The 19,275-nt window shown below is 50.4% G+C and carries 21 protein-coding genes and 1 pseudogene; 15 read left to right on the top strand and 7 right to left on the bottom strand.

Annotated features, from left to right (window positions below; genetic code table 11):
• Window positions 1–18 precede the first annotated feature (18 nt).
• A complete protein-coding gene (locus ACO1NT_RS00180; RefSeq protein WP_449046276.1) occupies window positions 19–792 on the bottom strand; it encodes a glycerophosphodiester phosphodiesterase in 774 nt (257 codons plus the stop codon).
• Window positions 793–976: 184 nt separating this feature from the next.
• Here ACO1NT_RS00180 and ACO1NT_RS00175 point away from each other — a divergent pair, with 184 nt between their 5' ends.
• Both ACO1NT_RS00175 and ACO1NT_RS00170 read left to right on the top strand, forming a co-directional pair.
• Window positions 977–1,300 (top strand): DUF2752 domain-containing protein, encoded by a 324-nt coding sequence (locus ACO1NT_RS00175; RefSeq protein ID WP_449046275.1) that lies wholly within the window; start codon window positions 977–979, stop codon window positions 1,298–1,300.
• Window positions 1,287–1,649, top strand: a complete 363-nt coding sequence (locus ACO1NT_RS00170) for a TM2 domain-containing protein (protein WP_449046274.1) — start codon at window positions 1,287–1,289, stop codon at window positions 1,647–1,649. The genes ACO1NT_RS00175 and ACO1NT_RS00170 overlap by 14 nt, the downstream gene beginning before the upstream one ends.
• 3 nt (window positions 1,650–1,652) lie before the next feature.
• Here ACO1NT_RS00170 and ACO1NT_RS00165 read toward each other — a convergent pair whose 3' ends face one another.
• Both ACO1NT_RS00165 and ACO1NT_RS00160 read right to left on the bottom strand, forming a co-directional pair.
• Window positions 1,653–2,303, bottom strand: coding sequence for an HD domain-containing protein (locus tag ACO1NT_RS00165; RefSeq protein WP_449046273.1), 651 nt, complete (start codon window positions 2,301–2,303; stop codon window positions 1,653–1,655).
• Window positions 2,303–3,481, bottom strand: a complete 1,179-nt coding sequence (locus ACO1NT_RS00160) for a THUMP domain-containing class I SAM-dependent RNA methyltransferase (RefSeq protein WP_449046272.1) — start codon at window positions 3,479–3,481, stop codon at window positions 2,303–2,305. Before ACO1NT_RS00160 ends, ACO1NT_RS00165 begins: the two co-directional genes overlap by 1 nt.
• Window positions 3,482–3,790: 309 nt before the next feature.
• Between ACO1NT_RS00160 and ACO1NT_RS00155 the strand changes: the two genes are divergently transcribed.
• Window positions 3,791–4,180 (top strand): DUF3127 domain-containing protein, encoded by a 390-nt coding sequence (locus ACO1NT_RS00155; RefSeq protein WP_449046271.1) that lies wholly within the window; start codon window positions 3,791–3,793, stop codon window positions 4,178–4,180.
• Window positions 4,181–4,259: 79 nt separating this feature from the next.
• Here the strand turns inward: ACO1NT_RS00155 and ACO1NT_RS00150 are convergent, their stop codons facing one another.
• From ACO1NT_RS00150 to ACO1NT_RS00135, 4 genes are read right to left on the bottom strand one after another with little or no spacing between them, the layout of a single operon-like run.
• Window positions 4,260–4,757, bottom strand: coding sequence for a fumarate hydratase (locus tag ACO1NT_RS00150; RefSeq protein ID WP_449046270.1), 498 nt, complete (start codon window positions 4,755–4,757; stop codon window positions 4,260–4,262).
• Complete coding sequence (fumC, locus tag ACO1NT_RS00145; RefSeq protein WP_449046269.1) at window positions 4,758–6,155, bottom strand: class II fumarate hydratase; 1,398 nt, start codon at window positions 6,153–6,155, stop codon at window positions 4,758–4,760.
• Between the two features lie 60 nt (window positions 6,156–6,215).
• Window positions 6,216–7,493, bottom strand: coding sequence for a hypothetical protein (locus tag ACO1NT_RS00140; protein WP_449046267.1), 1,278 nt, complete (start codon window positions 7,491–7,493; stop codon window positions 6,216–6,218).
• Window positions 7,448–8,056: a Crp/Fnr family transcriptional regulator gene (locus ACO1NT_RS00135; RefSeq protein ID WP_449046266.1), complete on the bottom strand. Its 609-nt coding sequence runs from the start codon at window positions 8,054–8,056 to the stop codon at window positions 7,448–7,450. Before ACO1NT_RS00135 ends, ACO1NT_RS00140 begins: the two co-directional genes overlap by 46 nt.
• A gap of 332 nt (window positions 8,057–8,388) precedes the next feature.
• Between ACO1NT_RS00135 and ACO1NT_RS00130 the strand changes: the two genes are divergently transcribed.
• The 12 genes and pseudogenes from ACO1NT_RS00130 to ACO1NT_RS00075 all read left to right on the top strand — a co-directional run.
• On the top strand, window positions 8,389–8,853 hold the full coding sequence (locus ACO1NT_RS00130) for a c-type cytochrome (RefSeq protein WP_449046264.1): 465 nt from the start codon (window positions 8,389–8,391) through the stop codon (window positions 8,851–8,853).
• A gap of 32 nt (window positions 8,854–8,885) precedes the next feature.
• The gene (gene nosZ / locus ACO1NT_RS00125; RefSeq protein ID WP_449046263.1) at window positions 8,886–10,859 is read left to right on the top strand and encodes a Sec-dependent nitrous-oxide reductase; all 1,974 of its coding nucleotides are present in this window, start codon (window positions 8,886–8,888) and stop codon (window positions 10,857–10,859) included.
• A gap of 23 nt (window positions 10,860–10,882) precedes the next feature.
• A complete protein-coding gene (locus tag ACO1NT_RS00120; RefSeq protein WP_449046262.1) occupies window positions 10,883–11,464 on the top strand; it encodes a hypothetical protein in 582 nt (193 codons plus the stop codon).
• A complete protein-coding gene (locus tag ACO1NT_RS00115) occupies window positions 11,461–11,907 on the top strand; it encodes a nitrous oxide reductase accessory protein NosL (protein ID WP_449046261.1) in 447 nt (148 codons plus the stop codon). Before ACO1NT_RS00120 ends, ACO1NT_RS00115 begins: the two co-directional genes overlap by 4 nt.
• The gene (locus tag ACO1NT_RS00110; RefSeq protein WP_449046259.1) at window positions 11,873–13,168 is read left to right on the top strand and encodes a nitrous oxide reductase family maturation protein NosD; all 1,296 of its coding nucleotides are present in this window, start codon (window positions 11,873–11,875) and stop codon (window positions 13,166–13,168) included. The genes ACO1NT_RS00115 and ACO1NT_RS00110 overlap by 35 nt, the downstream gene beginning before the upstream one ends.
• Window positions 13,165–13,896 carry an ABC transporter ATP-binding protein gene (locus tag ACO1NT_RS00105; RefSeq protein ID WP_449046258.1) on the top strand — a complete coding sequence of 244 codons (732 nt, stop codon included), beginning with the start codon at window positions 13,165–13,167 and terminating at the stop codon, window positions 13,894–13,896. The genes ACO1NT_RS00110 and ACO1NT_RS00105 overlap by 4 nt, the downstream gene beginning before the upstream one ends.
• Window positions 13,893–14,660 (top strand): ABC transporter permease, encoded by a 768-nt coding sequence (locus tag ACO1NT_RS00100; protein ID WP_449046256.1) that lies wholly within the window; start codon window positions 13,893–13,895, stop codon window positions 14,658–14,660. Before ACO1NT_RS00105 ends, ACO1NT_RS00100 begins: the two co-directional genes overlap by 4 nt.
• Before the next feature lie 118 nt (window positions 14,661–14,778).
• The gene (gene ric / locus ACO1NT_RS00095; RefSeq protein ID WP_449046255.1) at window positions 14,779–15,732 is read left to right on the top strand and encodes an iron-sulfur cluster repair di-iron protein; all 954 of its coding nucleotides are present in this window, start codon (window positions 14,779–14,781) and stop codon (window positions 15,730–15,732) included.
• Between the two features lie 10 nt (window positions 15,733–15,742).
• Complete coding sequence (locus ACO1NT_RS00090; RefSeq protein ID WP_449046254.1) at window positions 15,743–16,576, top strand: DUF2249 domain-containing protein; 834 nt, start codon at window positions 15,743–15,745, stop codon at window positions 16,574–16,576.
• A 171-nt stretch (window positions 16,577–16,747) separates the two neighbouring features.
• Complete coding sequence (locus ACO1NT_RS00085) at window positions 16,748–18,028, top strand: hypothetical protein (protein ID WP_449046252.1); 1,281 nt, start codon at window positions 16,748–16,750, stop codon at window positions 18,026–18,028.
• On the top strand, window positions 18,009–18,338 hold the full coding sequence (locus ACO1NT_RS00080; RefSeq protein WP_449046251.1) for a metal-sulfur cluster assembly factor: 330 nt from the start codon (window positions 18,009–18,011) through the stop codon (window positions 18,336–18,338). Before ACO1NT_RS00085 ends, ACO1NT_RS00080 begins: the two co-directional genes overlap by 20 nt.
• Window positions 18,339–18,468: 130 nt before the next feature.
• Window positions 18,469–19,275: pseudogene (locus tag ACO1NT_RS00075) on the top strand (hypothetical protein); the annotation flags it as partial.

Genomic DNA, 19,275 nt, shown 5'->3' with positions numbered 1-19,275 from the left:
ATCTTTATTCTTTAATGCTTACTCCGTATTCCGTCTTCTTTTTTGCTTTTTGTTTTCCTTTTTGAATTGCTTGATAACATCAATCAACAAGGCGGGCTGATCCGTGGTGATAAATTCTACCTGTTGATCCAATAATGAGCGCATGTCTTCTTCGGTGTTCACCGTCCATACGTTGATAGCGAGGCCGAGATCGTGTGCCTCTTTTATCCAGGTTGGATTTTCCTTGAATTTCTTGAAATTATAATCCAGGCCCGTAAAACCATCCTGCTTGGCTTGTTCCGGGGCTATATTACCATTAAGGTAGTATACCTTCGCTTTTGGATCGAGCTCCACGATGCGCTTACAAGCATCATAGTCAAATGCGATATATTCAACCATCGCCTCTGCTCCCAAACGTTTGACGAGCTCGACGGACAGGTCGGCAGCATGTAAGGTACGTTCTTTCCCCAATTTGGACGTTTTCAATTCGTAGATGAGTTTTGTTTTTTTCTGTTTCATCCCCTCGCGGAGGTAAGCCTCTGCCGTGGGGATAGATTCGCCATTGGGATGTTTTTTCGTCAGCAATTCGGCGTATGTTGCGGTGCCGATATCGATGCCATAGAAATCATTGTCGTGGTTCACTACCAGTACGCCGTCTTTTGTAAGATGTACGTCAAACTCAGTGCCTGCACATCCCAGCTCAATGGCACGGTGCAACGATGCGATGGAATTTTGGGGCAAGCTGTCCACTTTCCACGCCCCGCGGTGTGCAATGACCTGAGTTACGGATTGGGCTGAAGTTACGTGCCACATAGTACATACGATTAATGTGCAGAAAATACGGATAAGGGGTCTCATGCTTTACTTTTTATAAAATTGGATGGTGCTAATCAACGTGATTAGTCGGGTTAAAGGTAAACATTTTATCAACGGCGTGAAATCGGGTTGGCGATAATTTGGAAATCTATTGTAACTTTATGGCTTAATATGCATCCTAATGGAAATGTACGGCAAGTACTCGTTTTCAAAATTGCCCATCGAATGGATGTGCTGGGTATCGGCGATGTCCTTGCTTTATTTTTCGAATCCGCACGTACATCATTTTTCGTTGTGTCCCTTGGATAACCTAGGGGTGGTATGGTGCCCGGGATGTGGTTTGGGGCGTTCCATCGCGCTATTGTTGCACGGGCAATGGCAGGAGTCGATTCAGATGCATTGGCTGGGGATCCCGGCGTTTTTTGTCATCGTACACCGCATTTATAGCTTATCAAGACAGACATATAATAATTGGACTAATACATATCAACATGAGCAACCGTAATATACTGATGACAATCAGGGGTATCTCTCCCGAAGAATTGATGTTCTTGGAGCACACGACCAAGACGTTTACCGAAGAACAAACAAAGCATTTCGTGTTCATCTATGATAACAAACGTAAAAACGCGCAAGATATCCTGCTGTTTACGCTATTGGGTTTCCTTGGCTTTGCCGGTATCCAACGTTTTGTGATCAACCAGGTGGCAATGGGCATTATCTATTTCCTTACACTGGGCTTCTGCTGGATAGGTACCATCGTTGACCTGATCAACCACAAGAGCATGACTGACGAATATAACCAGCGCGTTGCCCGGGATGCGGCGATGATGGTGACGGGGGGGTACGTATAATTTTTATGGGGCTGTTGTTCCCCACTCCTTGTAAAACTGTTCAAGGTATTGTTCCATGAATCGATGCCGCTCTTCGGCTATCCGTTTCGCGGTAGGGGTATTCATTTTGTCTTTCAGTAGCAGCAGTTTTTCATAAAAATGGTTGATGGTCGGTGCTGTGCTGTTTTTGTAAGCCTCCTTACCTTGGTCGGGGTTCGGCAAGATTGCGGGATTGTATAACGCCCGGTTCTTAAATCCACCGTAGTGGAAAGCACGTGCAATGCCAATTGCACCGATTGCGTCCAATCGATCGGCATCCTGAACGATTTCGAGTTCTCTGGAATGAAAAGATACAGCCCCTAGGTTGGTTTTGTAAGAGAGATTGGTGATGATTTGCTGTACATGTGCCACAACCCGGGGTTCGACACGTATACTGGTTAGAAATTCGCCCGCAATCCGCGGACCGATGGTTTCGTCGCCATCATGGAATTTACTGTCGGCAATATCGTGTAACAATGCAGCCAGCTCGCAGACCAAGCGGTCGGCCTGTTCCTGTTGCAACAGCAGTTTTACCTGGTTCCATACCCGTAGGATATGCCACCAGTCGTGGCCGGCCTCGGCTTGTGCAAGCTGCTGGCGTACGAAGTCGGCGGTCTTATCAATATGTGCTTGCATCAATTGGCGTTTTCATTACGGGGCCTGCGACTTCCCGCATAGATTTCGTATTCGAGCAGGCGACAGTCTAGCTTGCCATTGTAAAACTCCACTCTCCGCGACGTGTGGAGGCCGATTTTCTTGGCCAGATCGGGATTGCCGGTAAACACATAGCCGCGTTTTCCGTGGCACCGCTGTTTAAGGAAATCACCGATACGGCTATAGGTGGCTTCCAGTTTGGTGTGTGTGCCCATCCGTTCGCCATACTCGGGGTTGAATACGACCACGCCCGATCCGTCCGGCAGCGGCGTATCTGCAAAATCACATACATGGAAGTCAATCAGCTGGTCTACCCCTGCAGTTTTGGCGTTGGCCCGGGCAATTTCCACGGCCTCCCGCGACAGGTCGGAGGCAACGATCGTTGCCGTCGGTTTTTTGTTGACCTGTTCTTTCAGTCGCCGTCTTTCGGCAAAAAACACCTGTTCATCATACCCCAAGATGTGCATGAACGCATAGTTCATCCGGAATAGGCCGGGTTTGCGGTTGGTGGCGATGAGGGCGGCTTCGATAGCCAGCGTGCCCGACCCACACATGGGGTTTACGAAAGGCGACTGGCCGTCCCATGCGGTGGCATATACCACGCCGGCGGCCAAGGCTTCCAGCATAGGGGCTTTTCCGGGATGTTTACGGTAGCCATGCTTGGCCAGCGTTTCCCCCGAAGTATCGAGATAAATTTCGGCCTCGTTATCCTGCCAATAAAGGTGTACCACGGTTTTATGCTGGTCTGGCCCACTATCCGGCCGGAGTCCTTTCTTGGCTTTGATACGGTCGGCAATTGCATCCTTTACCTTCAGGTTGGCGAATAGAGGGGTGGTAATGGTCGGATTATTTACATTGGAGGTCACTGAAACGTAACCATCAAATGCGATGAGCTCTTCCCATGCAATTGCCGATAGTGCTTCGTAAAGCTCATGGGGATTACGAGCGGGAAACGCCGCCAAGGAGTAAAGCACTTGGCTGGCACAATGCAGATTGAGGTTCAACCTGATGCAGTCGTTGAGCGTGGCAGCGAGTTCTACGCCTGTGGCAAAGCAACGTTTGACGTCGAATCCCAATTCCCTTACTTCCGCCTGCAAATAGGGCGAGAGCTTTCTATTGCAGGTAATGATGATTTTACTTGGGGTGTTGAAAACTTCCATAAGATTTTGGCAAAGGTACTTAGAGCTTGCTTAAATTCATATTGTAAATTTTTTTATAGGCTATTTTTAAGCGAGTCGAGGCAAATTTCGTAGGGATAGCCGGAAGCCCATCGCGAGAAATTTAACGAAGATGCAGCCAAAAAGAGGTATAAAAAAAATATTAGTTGAATTTTAAGCAAGCTCTTTTTATGGTAAGTAAAAAATATGTAATTTTACCATTTCATTAAGAACATGTAATTGTAGTAACCGGAACGACGAAACCTAACCAATGTTACCGTTTTGGTAGGTTTTGGCAAAAAGAAAGAAGTAATGGAAATACGAGGAAAAGTACACGAAATTGGTGACGTGCAGCAAGTGACAGATACGTTCAAGAAGCGAGATTTAATTGTGCAGTATGCGGAAAATCCCCAATTCGTTGAATATATCCGTTTCGAAGCGACCCAGGACCGGACGGCGTTGTTTGACAGTTTGAGCGTAGGCGATGAGGTGGAAGTGTCGTTCAACCTTCGTGGTCGCCCGTGGACGAATAAGGATGGGGTAACCAGCTATTTCAATTCGTTGGTTGCATGGCGGGTGGCTAAAGTGACCGCCGAGCCCGTACAGGCCGGGCAACCAGGTGGCGCTCCCCCGCAGGCTGCTACTCCTCCCACGGTCGATATCTCTGCCGATGATGGGAAAGATGATGATTTGCCATTTTAATGAATATAGTTTGAGTTGATTGTAAATCAAGAAGTGCCCCGACATATGTCGGGGCGCTTTTTTTATGTCGTCCCCTTCTTTATTCCCAGCGTTTTTTGGGTATGCAGGTAATATCGGCCGTTTTACGTAGGCGTAGCGGCCGCGGGTCGTAACGGCTCTCGAGCATCAACGAATCGGCACTATACCCCACAATCTTGAATCTTGGAAGGTATTGCCCAATTCGATAACAGCCGGATATTTTCTGGCGTCCGTCCGGTTTCGTATACAGCCCGTCCACGATCAGGCTGTCGCCCCGTACCACATAAATCCCTTTGGCATATTCAGTCCACTGGCCGCCGCTATAACAAGAATCCGCGATGTTCCTAACCTTGGACGTGACGTGCATGGTGGCGTAGATGGAATCGCAGGTGAATTTCAGTTCGTGCAGTGTATATTGGAGAAGCGCTTCTTGCATGCGAATGCTGTCTTGCACCCATACCCCTTGAAGGTAATCGGCACCGCGATATTGGATATCCGGGTTGAAGCGGCAGCCACCTACCAACAAAAAAAGCATCCCAGCCGGAACGAGCCACTTCACCTATTTCAGCCCTCCGATCATGTCTTCGGGCCGCACCCACTCATCAAACTGCTCGTTGGTCAATAACTCGAGGGCCAATGCCGCTTCGCGCAATGAGGTGTTTTCTTTGTGTGCTTTTTTGGCAATTTTAGCAGCGTTCTCATAACCGATATGCGGGTTGAGCGCCGTTACGAGCATCAATGAGTTTTCAAGATGCTTCCTAATGCCATCGCGGTTGGGTTCGATGCCGATAGCACAGTGATCGTTGAATGAAACGCAGGCATCGCCAATAAGCCGGGCGGATTGCAGGAAATTGGCTGCCATAACGGGTTTGAACACGTTCAATTCGTAATGCCCGTTGGCGCCGCCGAATGCGATGGTTACATCATTGCCGATGACCTGTGCGGCTACCATCGTCAGGGCTTCGCATTGTGTTGGGTTTACTTTTCCCGGCATAATGGACGAGCCCGGCTCGTTTTCCGGAATGATGATCTCGCCGATACCAGACCGCGGACCGGATGCCAGCATGCGGATGTCATTGGCAATTTTATGAAGCGATACGGCTAATTGTTTCAGTGCTCCATGGCTTTCCACAATGGCGTCGTGCGAAGCCAATGCTTCGAATTTGTTGGGTGCGGTACGGAACGGCAAACCCGTAAAATCAGCGATATACTTGGCTACGTTTTCCGCATATCCCTTCGGGGTGTTGATTCCCGTACCCACGGCGGTACCGCCAAGGGCAAGTTCGGAAAGATGGGCCATGGTATTGCGGAGTGCTTTGAGCCCATAATCAAGCTGGGCTACATAACCCGAAAACTCCTGTCCGAGGGTAAGTGGCGTAGCGTCCATCAAATGCGTACGGCCGATTTTGACCACCTGGGCGAAAGCGTCGGATTTGGCTTTCAGCGTGTCGCGCAATTTTTCAACACCCGGTATGGTGGTTTCCACCAGGCGCTTATACGCCGCGATGTGCATGGCTGTGGGGTATGTATCGTTTGACGATTGCGACTTATTGACATCGTCGTTGGGATGGATGAATGCTTTTCCTTCACCCAATTGGTGGCCTTGCAGCACGTGGGCGCGGTTGGAAACCACTTCGTTGACATTCATATTGGATTGCGTGCCCGATCCGGTTTGCCAGATGACCAAAGGGAATTGTTCGGCCAATTGGCCCGCGAGTATCTCATCACATACTTGGGCGATGAGATTGCGCTTTTCTGCCGGCAGTATCCCCGCATCCACATTAGTGTAAGCGGCGGCTTTTTTGAGGTAAGCAAACGCTTCGATGATTTCCGTGGGCATGGAAGCCGCGGGGCCTATCTTGAAGTTGTTGCGGGAACGCTCCGTTTGTGCGCCCCAGTACTTGTCGGCAGGTACCTGCACCTCGCCCATGGTATCGTGTTCTATTCGGTATGACATGGAATCGTTGTTTTTGTATGTTGCAAAGTTAAGAAGATACAGGAGATGTGAAAATGTATCTCATGAACCTTTATGCCGCTGGCTCAACAGCAGCCCCACGATACCAACAAGGAGCATACCCGCTGCGACCGCCAGTAACAGGGGCATATGATGGATGGGCGTGCGCGCCAATCCCGAAATACCCTGCCCCATCAGTAGCAACTCATTCAATATAACGCCGGACACAAAGACGGTTGTCGACGCGATGGCCAGGCGGTTGATGTGCAGCAATCCACCGATATAGCCATATGCGATGATGAAGAGGCTGATGACAGCCAGTAAAACGAGGTGCAGGTACCCGATGACAATGGGACGGAAACTATAACTCAATTGGCTCAGTGATGGAATGACCGATAACCCTTGGAGAACAAACTTGATGGTTGCAGCGGTGGCCACGCCGATAAGCAGCCATTTCACAAGAGGCGTTAATGAACGCCCCAACACGAGTCGATTGGCTAAGCAGCCACGCAGCCATTGTGCCCAAGCGATGCTCTGCCCCAGTACGGCAATGATTAAAACAACATAGAGCCAACGGGGCATATCCCACCAAAGCACGGAAAGCAGGTAATTAACCGGACAGGTTACCGCGAACACCCAAAAGACGGTTTTGGAATACTTGATAGCTGTATTTTTCCGGTCGAACCCATGTTGCGCCAGCGCCATGCACGCAAAGAAAAACCAGCCGTTGTATTGGAAATGTAAGTAAAAATATACCGAGGCGAGTTGTAGCCGGGCGTCCATATTGCTTGAGGCCATGAGGTGGGCTAGATAAAACGTACCCACGGATGACAGTACGAGAAATAGTAGTGCTGCCCGAAGCCAACGAAAGGTCGAGGAGCTACGGCGGCTTCTCGACATATCCCGCCAGCATAGCATTGCAAAAACATAGGAAACGACGATGGTCGCCGTAGATGCGATAATGGAGTAGAGCCCATAACCTTGGAGAAAAAAGCTGATGAGCATGCCGTAGCTTGCAAGCAGGTTGGCGATAAGGGTAAGTTGATACCGCCAGGGCAGCTTTTCATTTTGTTGCTGGTTGAAAACCATCGCCGTCACCAAAACCATCAATGCATGCGATACCCACCCGGCGAACGCGAAGTGGGAATGGGCATGGAGCAGGAACTTCTGGTTGATGGCCGGCATAGGAAGCAGGACTTTCAGCCGCATCAACAGGCCGAGGCCCGCAACCAATACTAGATTGAAAAGGGCCAATAATATCCACTGGCGCACGGTGATGCACTCCAGGGCCGCTTTCATACCCCGTCGTTCGGAACGAACACTTTCCCTTTTACGATGCATAATTTGTCTTCCTGTTGCAATTGCTTGATTGCCCGAATGACGGTTTCGACCCGTAGACCAATCATATTGGCTAATTGTTGCCGGGTAACCATCAATCGGTTGCAGTCTTGGCATATCAGCTTGCCATGCCGGTTAAAATAGTCAATCAATTCAACGAGGGCGGTTTGCGGATCGTTTTTAGCCAACGCATTGAACAAAAAGACCTTGAAGCGTAAGTGCGCGACCAACGATTTGGTAAATGCCAAGTGGATGCCGGGATGTTCGGCAAGCAACTCATGGAATGATGCCGTACTCAACCGTAAGATGGTACACGTAGAATCGGCCACTGCGCTGGCTGCGTAAGGCTCGCCGTCAAATAATGGAAACTCACCAAGGGCTTCGCCGGCCTCTAGGATTTTGTGGATCACTTCTTTTCCGTTATCGTCAAAATGCGACCACCTTATCCTACCTGAAACCAATTGATAGTAAAATGTTGCCGGCGCACCCTCATTGAAGATGATTTCGCCTGCCCCGGTGTGCCGATAAGTTGCGCCTTTTTCTAATAATAAGTCGGTGTCTATCATGGTATGTTGAGATTACGAATAGCATCAACATGTCATTGGTTAAAGCTACCGATACAAAGGTAGGGGCTCGTTTAATGAAGCCCCGTGACTGTTATCAACAGTAGAAGTGATAACAATCATAATTACGATTGTATTATATATCTTGCTGAAAAACAGTCTTTTGATGGTTCTTTAGTTTGGTTGGCATGGTACGGCAGGCTGTTTTATGACTATACGCATAAAATCACCGTGCTCCACTGGCTAGTTTTGCTCATATGAAACGTGCAACGTATAAAGCAAATCAAAACAATCGTACCATAAAGGGCTACGATAATAACCAAAAATGGACAAAAATGAAAAAGTTATTGGTTCTACTGACCCTAGGAATCGCGTTGTACGCGTGCTCCCAAGGAGGAAAACAAAACAACGGCAACGAAGCACCCGCCCAGTCTATGGCCAACCCCGAAGACTACGATCCGAAGCGGGGTGAAGGAAAGTTTGAAAACGTGGACGTAGACGACAAATTGGATGTGGCTATGGCAAAAGAAGGCAAAACGATTGCCGATCTGAAATGTGCCAGTTGCCACAAGTATACCGATGAGCGGCTGGTCGGGCCCGGGTGGGCTGGCGTTACCGAAAGGCACCGCCCCGAATGGATCATGAATTTTATTACCAACCCCGACCCCATGATTGACAAGGACCCCGAATTACAGGCGCAGTTGGAAATCTGCCTGGTACGGATGCCCAACCAGAACCTGGCTGACGACGAAGCTCGCAAGATTCTGGAGTTCATGCGTGAAAATGACGGGGTACAATAACGATACTTATTGATCACTAAATATATCGTATAATGAAACCAAAACAATATCTCCTGTGGATGGCTGCCGTAGCCGCGGTATCCTTGTCCTTGAATGCTTGTAGGCCCAAAGGTGCTGGAAGCGCAGTGTCGGGGAATGCCGCCCAACGGACATATGTGCCGCCGGGGCAGTACGACGAGTTTTATACCTTCACCTCGGGTGGATTCAGCGGGCAGATGAGCGTGTATGGCTTGCCCAGTGGGCGGTTGTTCCGGGTGATTCCGGTATTCTCGGTCGACCCTGAAAAGGCATGGGGATTCAGCGAGGAAACCAAGCCGATGCTGATGACCTCCCATGGTTTCGTTCCCTGGGATGACCTGCACCACATCGAATCGTCTTTCACGGATGGTATGCCGGATGGCAAGTGGGTGTTTGCCAACTCCAACAATACGCCACGCCTGGCCCGGATAGACCTCACGACGTTCCGTACGGCGGAGATTATCGAAATCCCCAACACGGGCGGTAACCACTGCTCGCCGTTTACCACGGAAAACTCGGAATATGTTATCGCGGCAACGCGCTTCAGCGTACCGCCGGATGGGCCGGAGGGTGATGTGCCCATCGATTCCTATAAGGAAAATTTCAAGGGCCACATCAGTTTCGTAAGTGTGGACAAGGAAACTGGCGAATTCGACATCGCATTCCAGTTAAAAACCCCCGGTCTGAATTTCGACTTGTCCGGTGCGGGAAAAGGCGCGTCGGGCGGGTGGTTGTTTATCAGTTGCTACAATTCGGAGCAGGCCCATACTTTGCAGGAAGTCAACGCTTCGCAAAACGACAAGGACTTCATCATGGCCATCAACTGGAAGAAAGCGGAAGAATATTTCAAGGCGGGACGAGGCACCAAGCAAACCAACGTGCGCTATGCCCACAATAAATGGGATGAACATACCCATAGTGCCACCCACGAAATCAAAACCGAAGTTACGGTATTGGATATTGCCGATTTCGATGACTTGGCGTATTTGCTCCCCTGTCCGAAGTCGCCCCACGGAGCGGATGTGAGCCCCACGGGCGAATACATTGTAGGCAGTGGTAAGCTAGCCGCATTGATTCCTGTATTCAGCTTTGAGAAGTTGCAGAACGCCATTGCCAATAAAGAATTCGAAGGCGAGCGTTATGGCGGCATCCCCGTCATGAAGTATGAGTCTGTATTGCATGGGGAGGTACAAAAGCCCGGATTGGGTCCGCTGCATACGGAGTTTGACGCGAAAGGAAATGCCTATACCTCATTCTTCGTTTCGTCGGAAGTGGTAAAATGGAATGTGGAGTCGCTCGAAGTCCTCGATAGGCAACCGACCTATTATTCTGTTGGCCACTTGATGGTGGCGGGCGGAAACTCCAAGAACCCGTATGGCAAATACTTGGTGGCGTATAACAAGATTACCAAAGACAGGTTCCTGCCTACAGGTCCCGAGTTGGCACACAGTGCCCAATTGTTTGACATCAGCGGTGATAAAATGGAACTACTCCTTGATTTTCCGACCATCGGCGAGCCTCACTATGCGCAGGCCATACCCGCGGAGATGCTGATGGATAAATCGGTGAAAATATACGACATCAATGCCAATGCGCACCCGCATAAAACAAACGGTGAGGCTGAAGCCCGCATCGAGCGTGACGGCAATATTGTGCGGGTGTATATGACCACCATCCGGTCCCACCTCACGCCCGATGTCATCGAAGGCATACGGATGGGTGATGAGGTTTATTTCCATGTGACCAACATTGAGCAGGACTGGGATATGCCCCATGGGTTTGCCATCAAAGGGGCCAATAACTCCGAGTTGCTTGTGATGCCGGGAGAAACCGTGACGTTGAAATGGACGCCGGATCGCGTGGGTATCTTCCCATTTTATTGCACCGATTTCTGTTCGGCATTGCACCAGGAAATGTCAGGCTATGTGCGGGTTTCCCCGAAAGGGAGCAACGTACCCATGACGGCCTATACCGGCACCAAAAAATAAGTGATGTGAAAAGCCAATATCCTATGAAATCATTGCACAGGGCCATACTCGCAATCAGCGGCGTGGCCCTGCTTGCCGTCATCGCATTGCCGATATGGCGTATCGAACTGGACGCTGCTCAGTATCCCGAAGGGCTTGAATTGTTGATATACAGTTATAAACTGGATGGACAGGTCGATATCATCAATGGATTGAACCATTACATCGGAATGAAAGTGCTCCATGCCGATGACTTTATCGAGTTTACCGTACTGCCTTATTTGATCGGTATTTACGGGCTCGCCTTTATTGTAGTGGGGCTTTGGGGGCGGCGGCGCTTGTTATACATCCTGTTTGGGGCATTCCTGCTCTTCGGGGTCGTCTCTATGGTCGATTTCTGGCGCTGGCTGTACGAATACGGGCACGACCTTGACCCGACGGCACCTATACAGGTGCCCGGCATGGCTTACCAGCCGCCGTTGATCGGGTTCAAGCAACTGCTCAACTTCGGTGCATTCTCTATACCCGATGTGGGGGGATGGATATTTATTTCCTGTGGTGTGCTGCTGGCATACTGCGTTTTTGCCGAATGGCGATTGGTTAATAGAAGACAAGTAGTATCATGAATATCAAACGATTAGTAAGTTTCTTCGCGACGGGGCTGATGTTGATGTTGGCCGTCCAAGCCTGTGGGGGCGGTGGGCCGCAACCCATCAACTACGGGCACGACCAGTGCGGCCATTGCCGGATGACCATCAGCGACGCGCGTTTCGGGTGCCAGCTGGCCACCACGAAGGGCCGGGCGTACAATTTCGACGATGTGCAATGCATGGTTGCGTTTGTGAAGGCCGGCAACGTTGCCCGGGAAGAAGTGGCCGAATACTACCTGCCCGATTATAGCCACGCGGATAAGCTGCTCCCTTCGGAAGGGCTTTTCTTGCTGAAAAGTGAATCGTTGAAAAGTCCCATGCGCGGTGATGTTGCGGCTTTTTCAACCCGTGAAGAGCTGGCGCAGGTGCAAGAAACCCACGGTGGTGAAGAACTGGTATGGGCAGATCTTTGGAAATAAGCGGAAGGTAGCGATGTTAAGGCCTGTTTACGGTGTTTTTAGTATGTGTGTTTGCCTGATGGTGGGCGGTGCGGGATATGCCGCCACCATCCATGTTGGCCCATCGCACCCCATAACGTCCGTTAAGCAGGCGTTGGCGCAGGCAGCGCCAGGCGATACCATCCGGGTGCATGGTGGGATATACCGGGAGGGCAATATCGAAATCCGAAAAGCTGTTGCTTTGATCGGCGTGGGTAACCCCATCATCGACGGTGAAAAGGAACAGGAACCTTTTTCCGTTTTTGCTCCCTTTGTCACGATAAGTGGGTTTACCATCAAAGCCTCCGGCCAATCGTCGATACGGGATATTGCGGCCATCAAGGTTTACGATACGCATCATATAATCATTGCGGATAATACGCTCGATGATAACTTTTTCGGCATTTATTTGCAAGGCTCTCGGCAATGCACGGTTCGCAACAACCAACTTACAGCCTATGGCGCAACCGAGCAGCTCACCGGAAATGGGATACATGGTTGGAAAAGTGACAGCCTTTACATTGTGGGTAATACCATCACTGGCCATCGCGATGGGATATACCTTGAGTTTGTTACCCACACGGAAGTTCGCGATAATGTAGCGGTGGATAATAAGCGGTATGGGCTCCACTTTATGTTTTCGCACGAGAACGGTTATTATGGGAATACCTTTTCGCGCAACGGGGCTGGCGTAGCGGTGATGTATACCAAACAGGTGCGCATGGAAAACAATGTGTTCAGCGAGAACTGGGGCGATGCGGCCTATGGGCTATTGCTCAAGGATATCACCGATAGCCATATTGAACATAACGTGTTTTTGCGGAATACCACGGGCATATTGATGGAAGGAAGCAACCGCGTGCAGATACAGCGTAACCAATTTGAAGGAAACGGTTGGGCAATGAAAATGCAGTCAAGCTGTATGGATAACATGCTTACGCAGAATAATTTTGTACAAAACACCTTCGATTTAGCGACCAACGGCTCCTTGAAGCTCAATACCTTTGTGCGCAATTACTGGGATAAATACGAGGGATACGACCTGGACAAGGACAAGGAAGGAGACGTTCCGTACCGGCCTGTCAGCTTGTTCTCGATGGTGGTGGAGAAGTATCCGGCTGCCATGCTGCTGTTCCGTAGCTTCATGGTTACCCTGCTCGACCGTACCGAACGGGTGATGCCCAGCCTCATCCCAGAAGATTTGAAGGATGATTTTCCGATGATGAACCCCGTCGCCCTATGATGACCATACAACAACTGTCCAAGCGATTTGGTAAACTGCAAGTGCTCGATGACGTCTCACTCACCTTGTCGGGAGGAGAATGCGTGGCTCTGATTGGGCCCAACGGGAGCGGGAAAACGACACTGATCAAAACGATATTGGGCATGGTGGTACCGCAATCGGGGACGATTCTTTTCAAGGGGAGCCCCATTGGCCAGCAATGGGAGTACCGACGCGACATCGGCTACATGCCGCAGATAGGCCGGTATCCGGAAAATATGACGATCGGACAGGTGCTAGACATGATGCGCGATATCCGCAAAATGCCAGAAGCCGCGCTAGACCAGGAGCTTTTTGACGTATTCGAACTCCAGAACATGCTCGACAAACGAATGGGTACGCTGTCGGGCGGAACAAGGCAGAAAGTGAGCGCCTGCCTGGCGTTTATGTTCAAGCCCGAGGTGCTGATCCTCGACGAACCCACTGCTGGCCTCGATCCGGTAGCCACCGAGTTGTTGAAAGACAAAATATTGGCAGAACGAAGCAAAGACAAGTTGATTGTCATCACGTCGCACGTGTTGAGCGATTTGGATGATTTGGTGACGCAGGTTATCTATATGCAGGATGGGAAGCCGCTGTTCCACAAATCATTGGATGTTTTGAAAGAGGAAACGGGGACCGACAAACTGGGTAAGGCCATCGCCAAGCTCATGGCCAAAGACGTGGCAGCGAAGGGGGTAATGGTATGAACAAAATTGTAAAATACGTTATCGCAGACCTGTTGCGCAGCCGCACGGTCATGGTATATGCCGCGGCACTGCTGGTGTTATCGTTCAGTGTGTTCAGTATCGAAGGCAACGCCGACAAAGGGGTGGTCAGCCTGCTGAATATCATCCTGTTTGTGGTACCCTTGGTGAGCATTATTTTTTCGACAGTGTACCTGTATAACAGTGCGGAATTTATTGAATTGCTCGTTAGCCAGCCATTGAAACGCCGAACGATCTGGCTAAGTATATTCACCGGACTGGCCGGTGCCGTGGCACTTGCTTTCCTCATCGGCGTCGGCATACCCATCCTGCTTTATGCGTTTACCCCTTCGGGAGTCGTGTTGCTGCTTTGCGGTACCTTACTATCCGTGGTGTTCGTGGCGATCGCCTTATGGGCGGCGGTGCGTATCCGCGATAAGGCAAAAGGTATCGGCCTATCCATCTTGTTATGGCTCTACTTCGCCCTGCTCTTCGATGCGTTGGTGCTGTTTATCCTATTCCAGTTTGCCGATTACCCGATTGAAAAGGGGATGGTTGCCGTGTCCATGCTCAATCCAATCGATATCAGTAGGATATTGATTTTGTTGCAGGTCGATCTATCGGCAATGATGGGCTATACCGGTGCTATCTTCCGGAATTTCTTCGGAACAGGATGGGGTATGGCGATAACAACCCTGGTACTATTGTTATGGGTTATTGTCCCTGTGTGGTTTTCCACGAGGTTTTTTGAACGGCGAGACCTCTAACGCGTGCCGCAAATGCTAACGCAATGTCAAAAAATAAAGTAGTAAATAAATAAAGGACAAAATTGTCCGATATTAGCGAGTGTTTAATATAAGTGTTTAATAAATAAGCAAGTTAGTCATGATTAGAACAGCAGTATTGGATGTTACGCAGATTGAACCGCGGCTAAAACATCCCACCATTTTCGAGCATTTCGACGCATTGGAACAAGGCGAAAGCTTCATCATCCACAACGACCATGACCCACGGCCGCTTTATTACCAATTATTGGGCGAGCGCGGTAATATTTTCACTTGGGATTACCTGGAATCGGGCCCTGAAACGTGGCAGGTACAGATCGCTAAACCGGCTGCCGAAGCAGAGGAAACCGTTGGCGAGATAGCTGCTAAGGACATGCGGAAGGCGGAAGTATTCAAGAAATTGGGTATCGATTTCTGTTGTGGCGGCAAGAAGACATTGAAAGAAGCGGTTGCAGAGGTGGGGTTGACCGAAGCCCAGGTGAAGGAGGAATTGGAACGGTCGGAAGCTGCCGGCAGCGGGCAAGCTACCCATGATTTCGATTCGTGGGATCTGGGTTTTTTGGCCGACTACATTTATAATGTGCATCATAAATATGTCCGCGAAAGTGGCCCTGTCATAGAACAATTAGCAGAAAAAGTGGCGTCCCGCCATGGTGCCGTGCACCCAGAGCTTTTCGAATTATCAAAAGGTTTAAAAGGGCTGATAGCCGACATGTATAACCACCAACAAAAGGAAGAGCGCGTACTATTCCCAGCCATCAAAACCTTGGAAGCCAATGGTGAGCCAGGACAGATGACCGTTGGAATTGAGGGGCCGGTACACATGATGGAGGCAGAGCACGACTCCGCAGGTGACGAACTCAAAGCATTGCGGAAATTGACGAAAGATTATGACCTGCCGGCAGACGCCTGCAATTCCTATACCTACCTCTTTGATAAGATCAAGGAATTTGAGAACGACCTCTTCCAACATATCCATTTGGAAAACAATATCCTGTTTCCGAAAGCATTGAAGTTGGAGAAGGAACGCCTGAGCAGTGCGGGCGCATTATAGGGGATAGACCATGGTTATTAATGAACACACGCGGGTTTCCGACGTGATCAAAGCCAATGTGGACAGCATAGCGGCGATAGCGGCACTGGCCAAGCCCCTGCGTAAACTGAACAACCCGCTGCTACGACGGGTGATGGCCCCACGGGTAACGTTGGCCGAGGCAGCCGCCATTGGCGGCTGCTCTTTGGCGGATATCCGGGCCGCGTTGGAACCACTGGGTTTCCAATTCGAACGGAATGAACCTGCCGCAAGTCCGGAGGTACCCAAGCCGATACAGCAGCCCAATTGGCTCACTGGGGTAGGCGAAGCGCAAAAAGACCTTTTCGATGTGCGTGATATCATTGCGTCGGGCGACGATCCCCTGAAGGCAATCGTGCAACGATACCGTGCGTTGCCACCCGGAAACCTATTGTGCATCATCAACTCGTTTATCCCATATCCACTGCTCAGTTTGTTGGAGAAAAAAGGGGCCGAAAGCTATGTGGAAACCGTGGCCCCAAATGAGCACCATACCTGGTTTTTCAAACCGGAGGTGCCACAACAAGAAACGGAAACAGCGGCCACAGACCGCGTGGTGATGCACGATGGTCCATCGTTCGAGCGCCTGTTGGCCACTTATCCGGAGGCACGGCGTGTCCAACTGGATGTGCGCCCGCTGCCCATGCCACAGCCCATGGAAACCATCCTTGGAACGTTACCCACGTTGGCACCTCACCAGGTGCTGTACATACAGCATAAACGAGTGCCCCTGCACCTGTTGGAAGAACTCGCCGACCAAGCGTATACCGCGCACATCCATGAGGTGGGCGAGGGGGATGTGCGGATGTTGATTGTTAGTACTTAGATGAAGGATGAAGGAGCAAAGATTAAGGGATTAAGGAGCAAAGATTAAAGGAGCAAGGATTAAGGAGCAAGGATTAAGGAACAAAGCGCAAAAAAGCAAATCCACAAACGACAAATAAACAAACAGCAAAGTGCAAAAAAGCAACCAGCAACCAGCAAAAAGCAACTAGCCATGGCAGACATCAGTATCGGAAAGGCGCCCCATCCCATAGCGGTATTGCCGTTCTACGGTACCGGAGCGGTATGCTTCGCGGCACTGGCCATACTGCTTTTTTTAGCTGCCAGCGAGCTGACGGCGCATCATTTCAGTCCGCACCTACTGGCCATCGTGCATACGGCTGCATTGGGCTGGGGTACGATGGTCATCTTCGGTGCTGCCTATCAACTCCTGCCGGTCATCTGCGAACGCGACCTCTACAGCGTACCCTTGGCCGTTGTATCATACCTCATGCTCACCTTGGGGGGCTTGCTGTTGGTATGGTCGTTTTGGGTATTCGAGGTTGGCGCCGTGATGATTACCGGGGGCGCGTTGGTGGTGATTGCTGCCCTGCTCTATACCATAAATACCTGTGTTACAGCGGCCCGGAACCAACGGACCACGCCCCAACGGGCATTTATTGTGAGTTCGGCATGGTGGCTGCTTATTACCGTTACCATCGGGCTGTTATTGGCGATCAACCTACGCCATACATTCATCCCACGCAACCACCTCGACCTATTGAAACTCCATGCCCATGCCGGGTTGGCGGGATGGTTCCTGCAACTGATTACCGGGGTAAGCACCAAGTTGGTGCCGATGTTCCTGCTGGGCAAATCAAGGCGCGAGTGGTTGCTGTATGCAGCGTTGCTGCTGCAGAACGTCGGATTGGTACTGTTCCTTGTCGATGGGTATTTCAACCCCGTCACGGCAAAGATGCTGGTTTACGGCGGTATCGTTCTGCTGGGCACATTAGCCTGGCTGCTTTACCTCGCTGATGCGTACCGCAACCGCTTGCGCCGGAAAGTAGAGTTGCTGATGAAGCATGCTGCCGTTTCATTCGCTTGTTTGGGAGCGGCTTTTGGCCTGATTCCGGTAGCCTATTACTTCTCGGATACACGTTGGGTATCTATTTACGGTACGTTCCTTTTCCTCGGGTGGATTACTGCCATTATTCTGGGCAAAACATTCAAAACCCTGCCATTCATCGTCTGGAGTAGCCATTACCGGCACCTCAACGGCAAGGTAAAGGTGCCGCTTCCCAAGCAATTGTACAGTGAACGGCTTACCGTTTACCAATTTTACCTGTATGTCGTGGCTTTCGTGTCGCTTGTTGCAGGTATGGTGGTTGATTATACACCGGTCATACGCATGGCGCTGTTGCTGTGGATAATGCTGGCTACCGTGTATGTAGTGAACGTGGCCAAGACGATTTTTCATAAACCGATGATTACAGATGGAGATAAAACTCAATGATCCGTTTGCCACGGAATTACTGAAGGCCCAAATGGCCCTGATGCAGGTCATCGACCCGGAGCTATACGTCAATATCGTTGATTTGGGCCTGGTCTACAGCGTCGATTTTACCGATGCGGCGAAAGTGAAAGTGACCATGACCCTCTCCACACCCGGTTGCCCCATGGGTGATGCAATTACGAGGGGCGTGGAAAACACGTTGGAAGCCGTTTTTCCGGGCCGGGAAATCGAGGTCGACATCGTATGGGAACCCCGATGGAATTACCACATGATTACCGATGAGGGCAAAGCCCAAATGGGATTGGAATAAATACGATTTGACGAGGATGATCCTTGTCATTTATAGCGGTGACCACGGTCACATGATGGGGGTTTGGAATCCCTAATTTTGCATGAGCTGGTCTGCAATAACGATCAGCCGATACGCTGACATATACACGATGAACAATACCAATCAACACACGTTCCACATACCCGTCATGGGTTTGGGTTTTACCATCGATACGCCGCTGAAAGTAGCCCGGTTTGGTATTTCATCGGCATTATCCCTTGCCGACGACCACCTGGTGGAGCAGATGCGCGAATTTTATGCCGCACAATTCGGGCAACCCTTTACCCCCATTTCGCAAAAAGCTGAAGACTGCCGGGCTAAGCGGATTACGGCCTATCTCAACCTCTTACAAGATATAATCGATGCGCAGATGGAGCAACTGTGCACGAACGCCTTCGAGGCAAATAGCGAACTTGACCGTTACTTCGAGCTATTGCCAGAAAGGTCGCCGGCCAAGCGCGACTATCTTGCCATGTGTGCCAGCAACGGCGATCAACGCGAGAAACTGGCCGTTAAGCTCCGTGCCGTCATTACCGCCGGAGCGATTGATGTAAATATCATGACCAAGGTGGATAAGACGAATTATGCACCCGATGGCACCTCATTGCCACCGGAATATTCGGACGCCCTGGCGGCATTGCGGGGATTTGCACGGAGTAAACTGCGGTCGTCCGTTATCTTATCAGCGGGACTCAATCCACGCCTTTATAGTTATTTTGAACAATTCGACGATTTCTTTCCCGGTAGCGATGGAGCCCTTGCCAAACGCATCATCCTCAAGGTAAGCGATTATCGGTCGGCATTGATCCAAGGTAAATTGCTCGCCAAGAAAGGACTGTGGGTATCGGAATTCCGGATCGAGTCCGGCCTGAACTGCGGTGGGCATGCGTTTGTGAGCGATGGTATGCTGCTGGGG

The organism is Parapedobacter sp., assembly GCF_053550995.1.
Note: the sequence above shows the minus strand (reverse complement) of the source record. Positions and strands in the feature narration are given on the sequence as shown.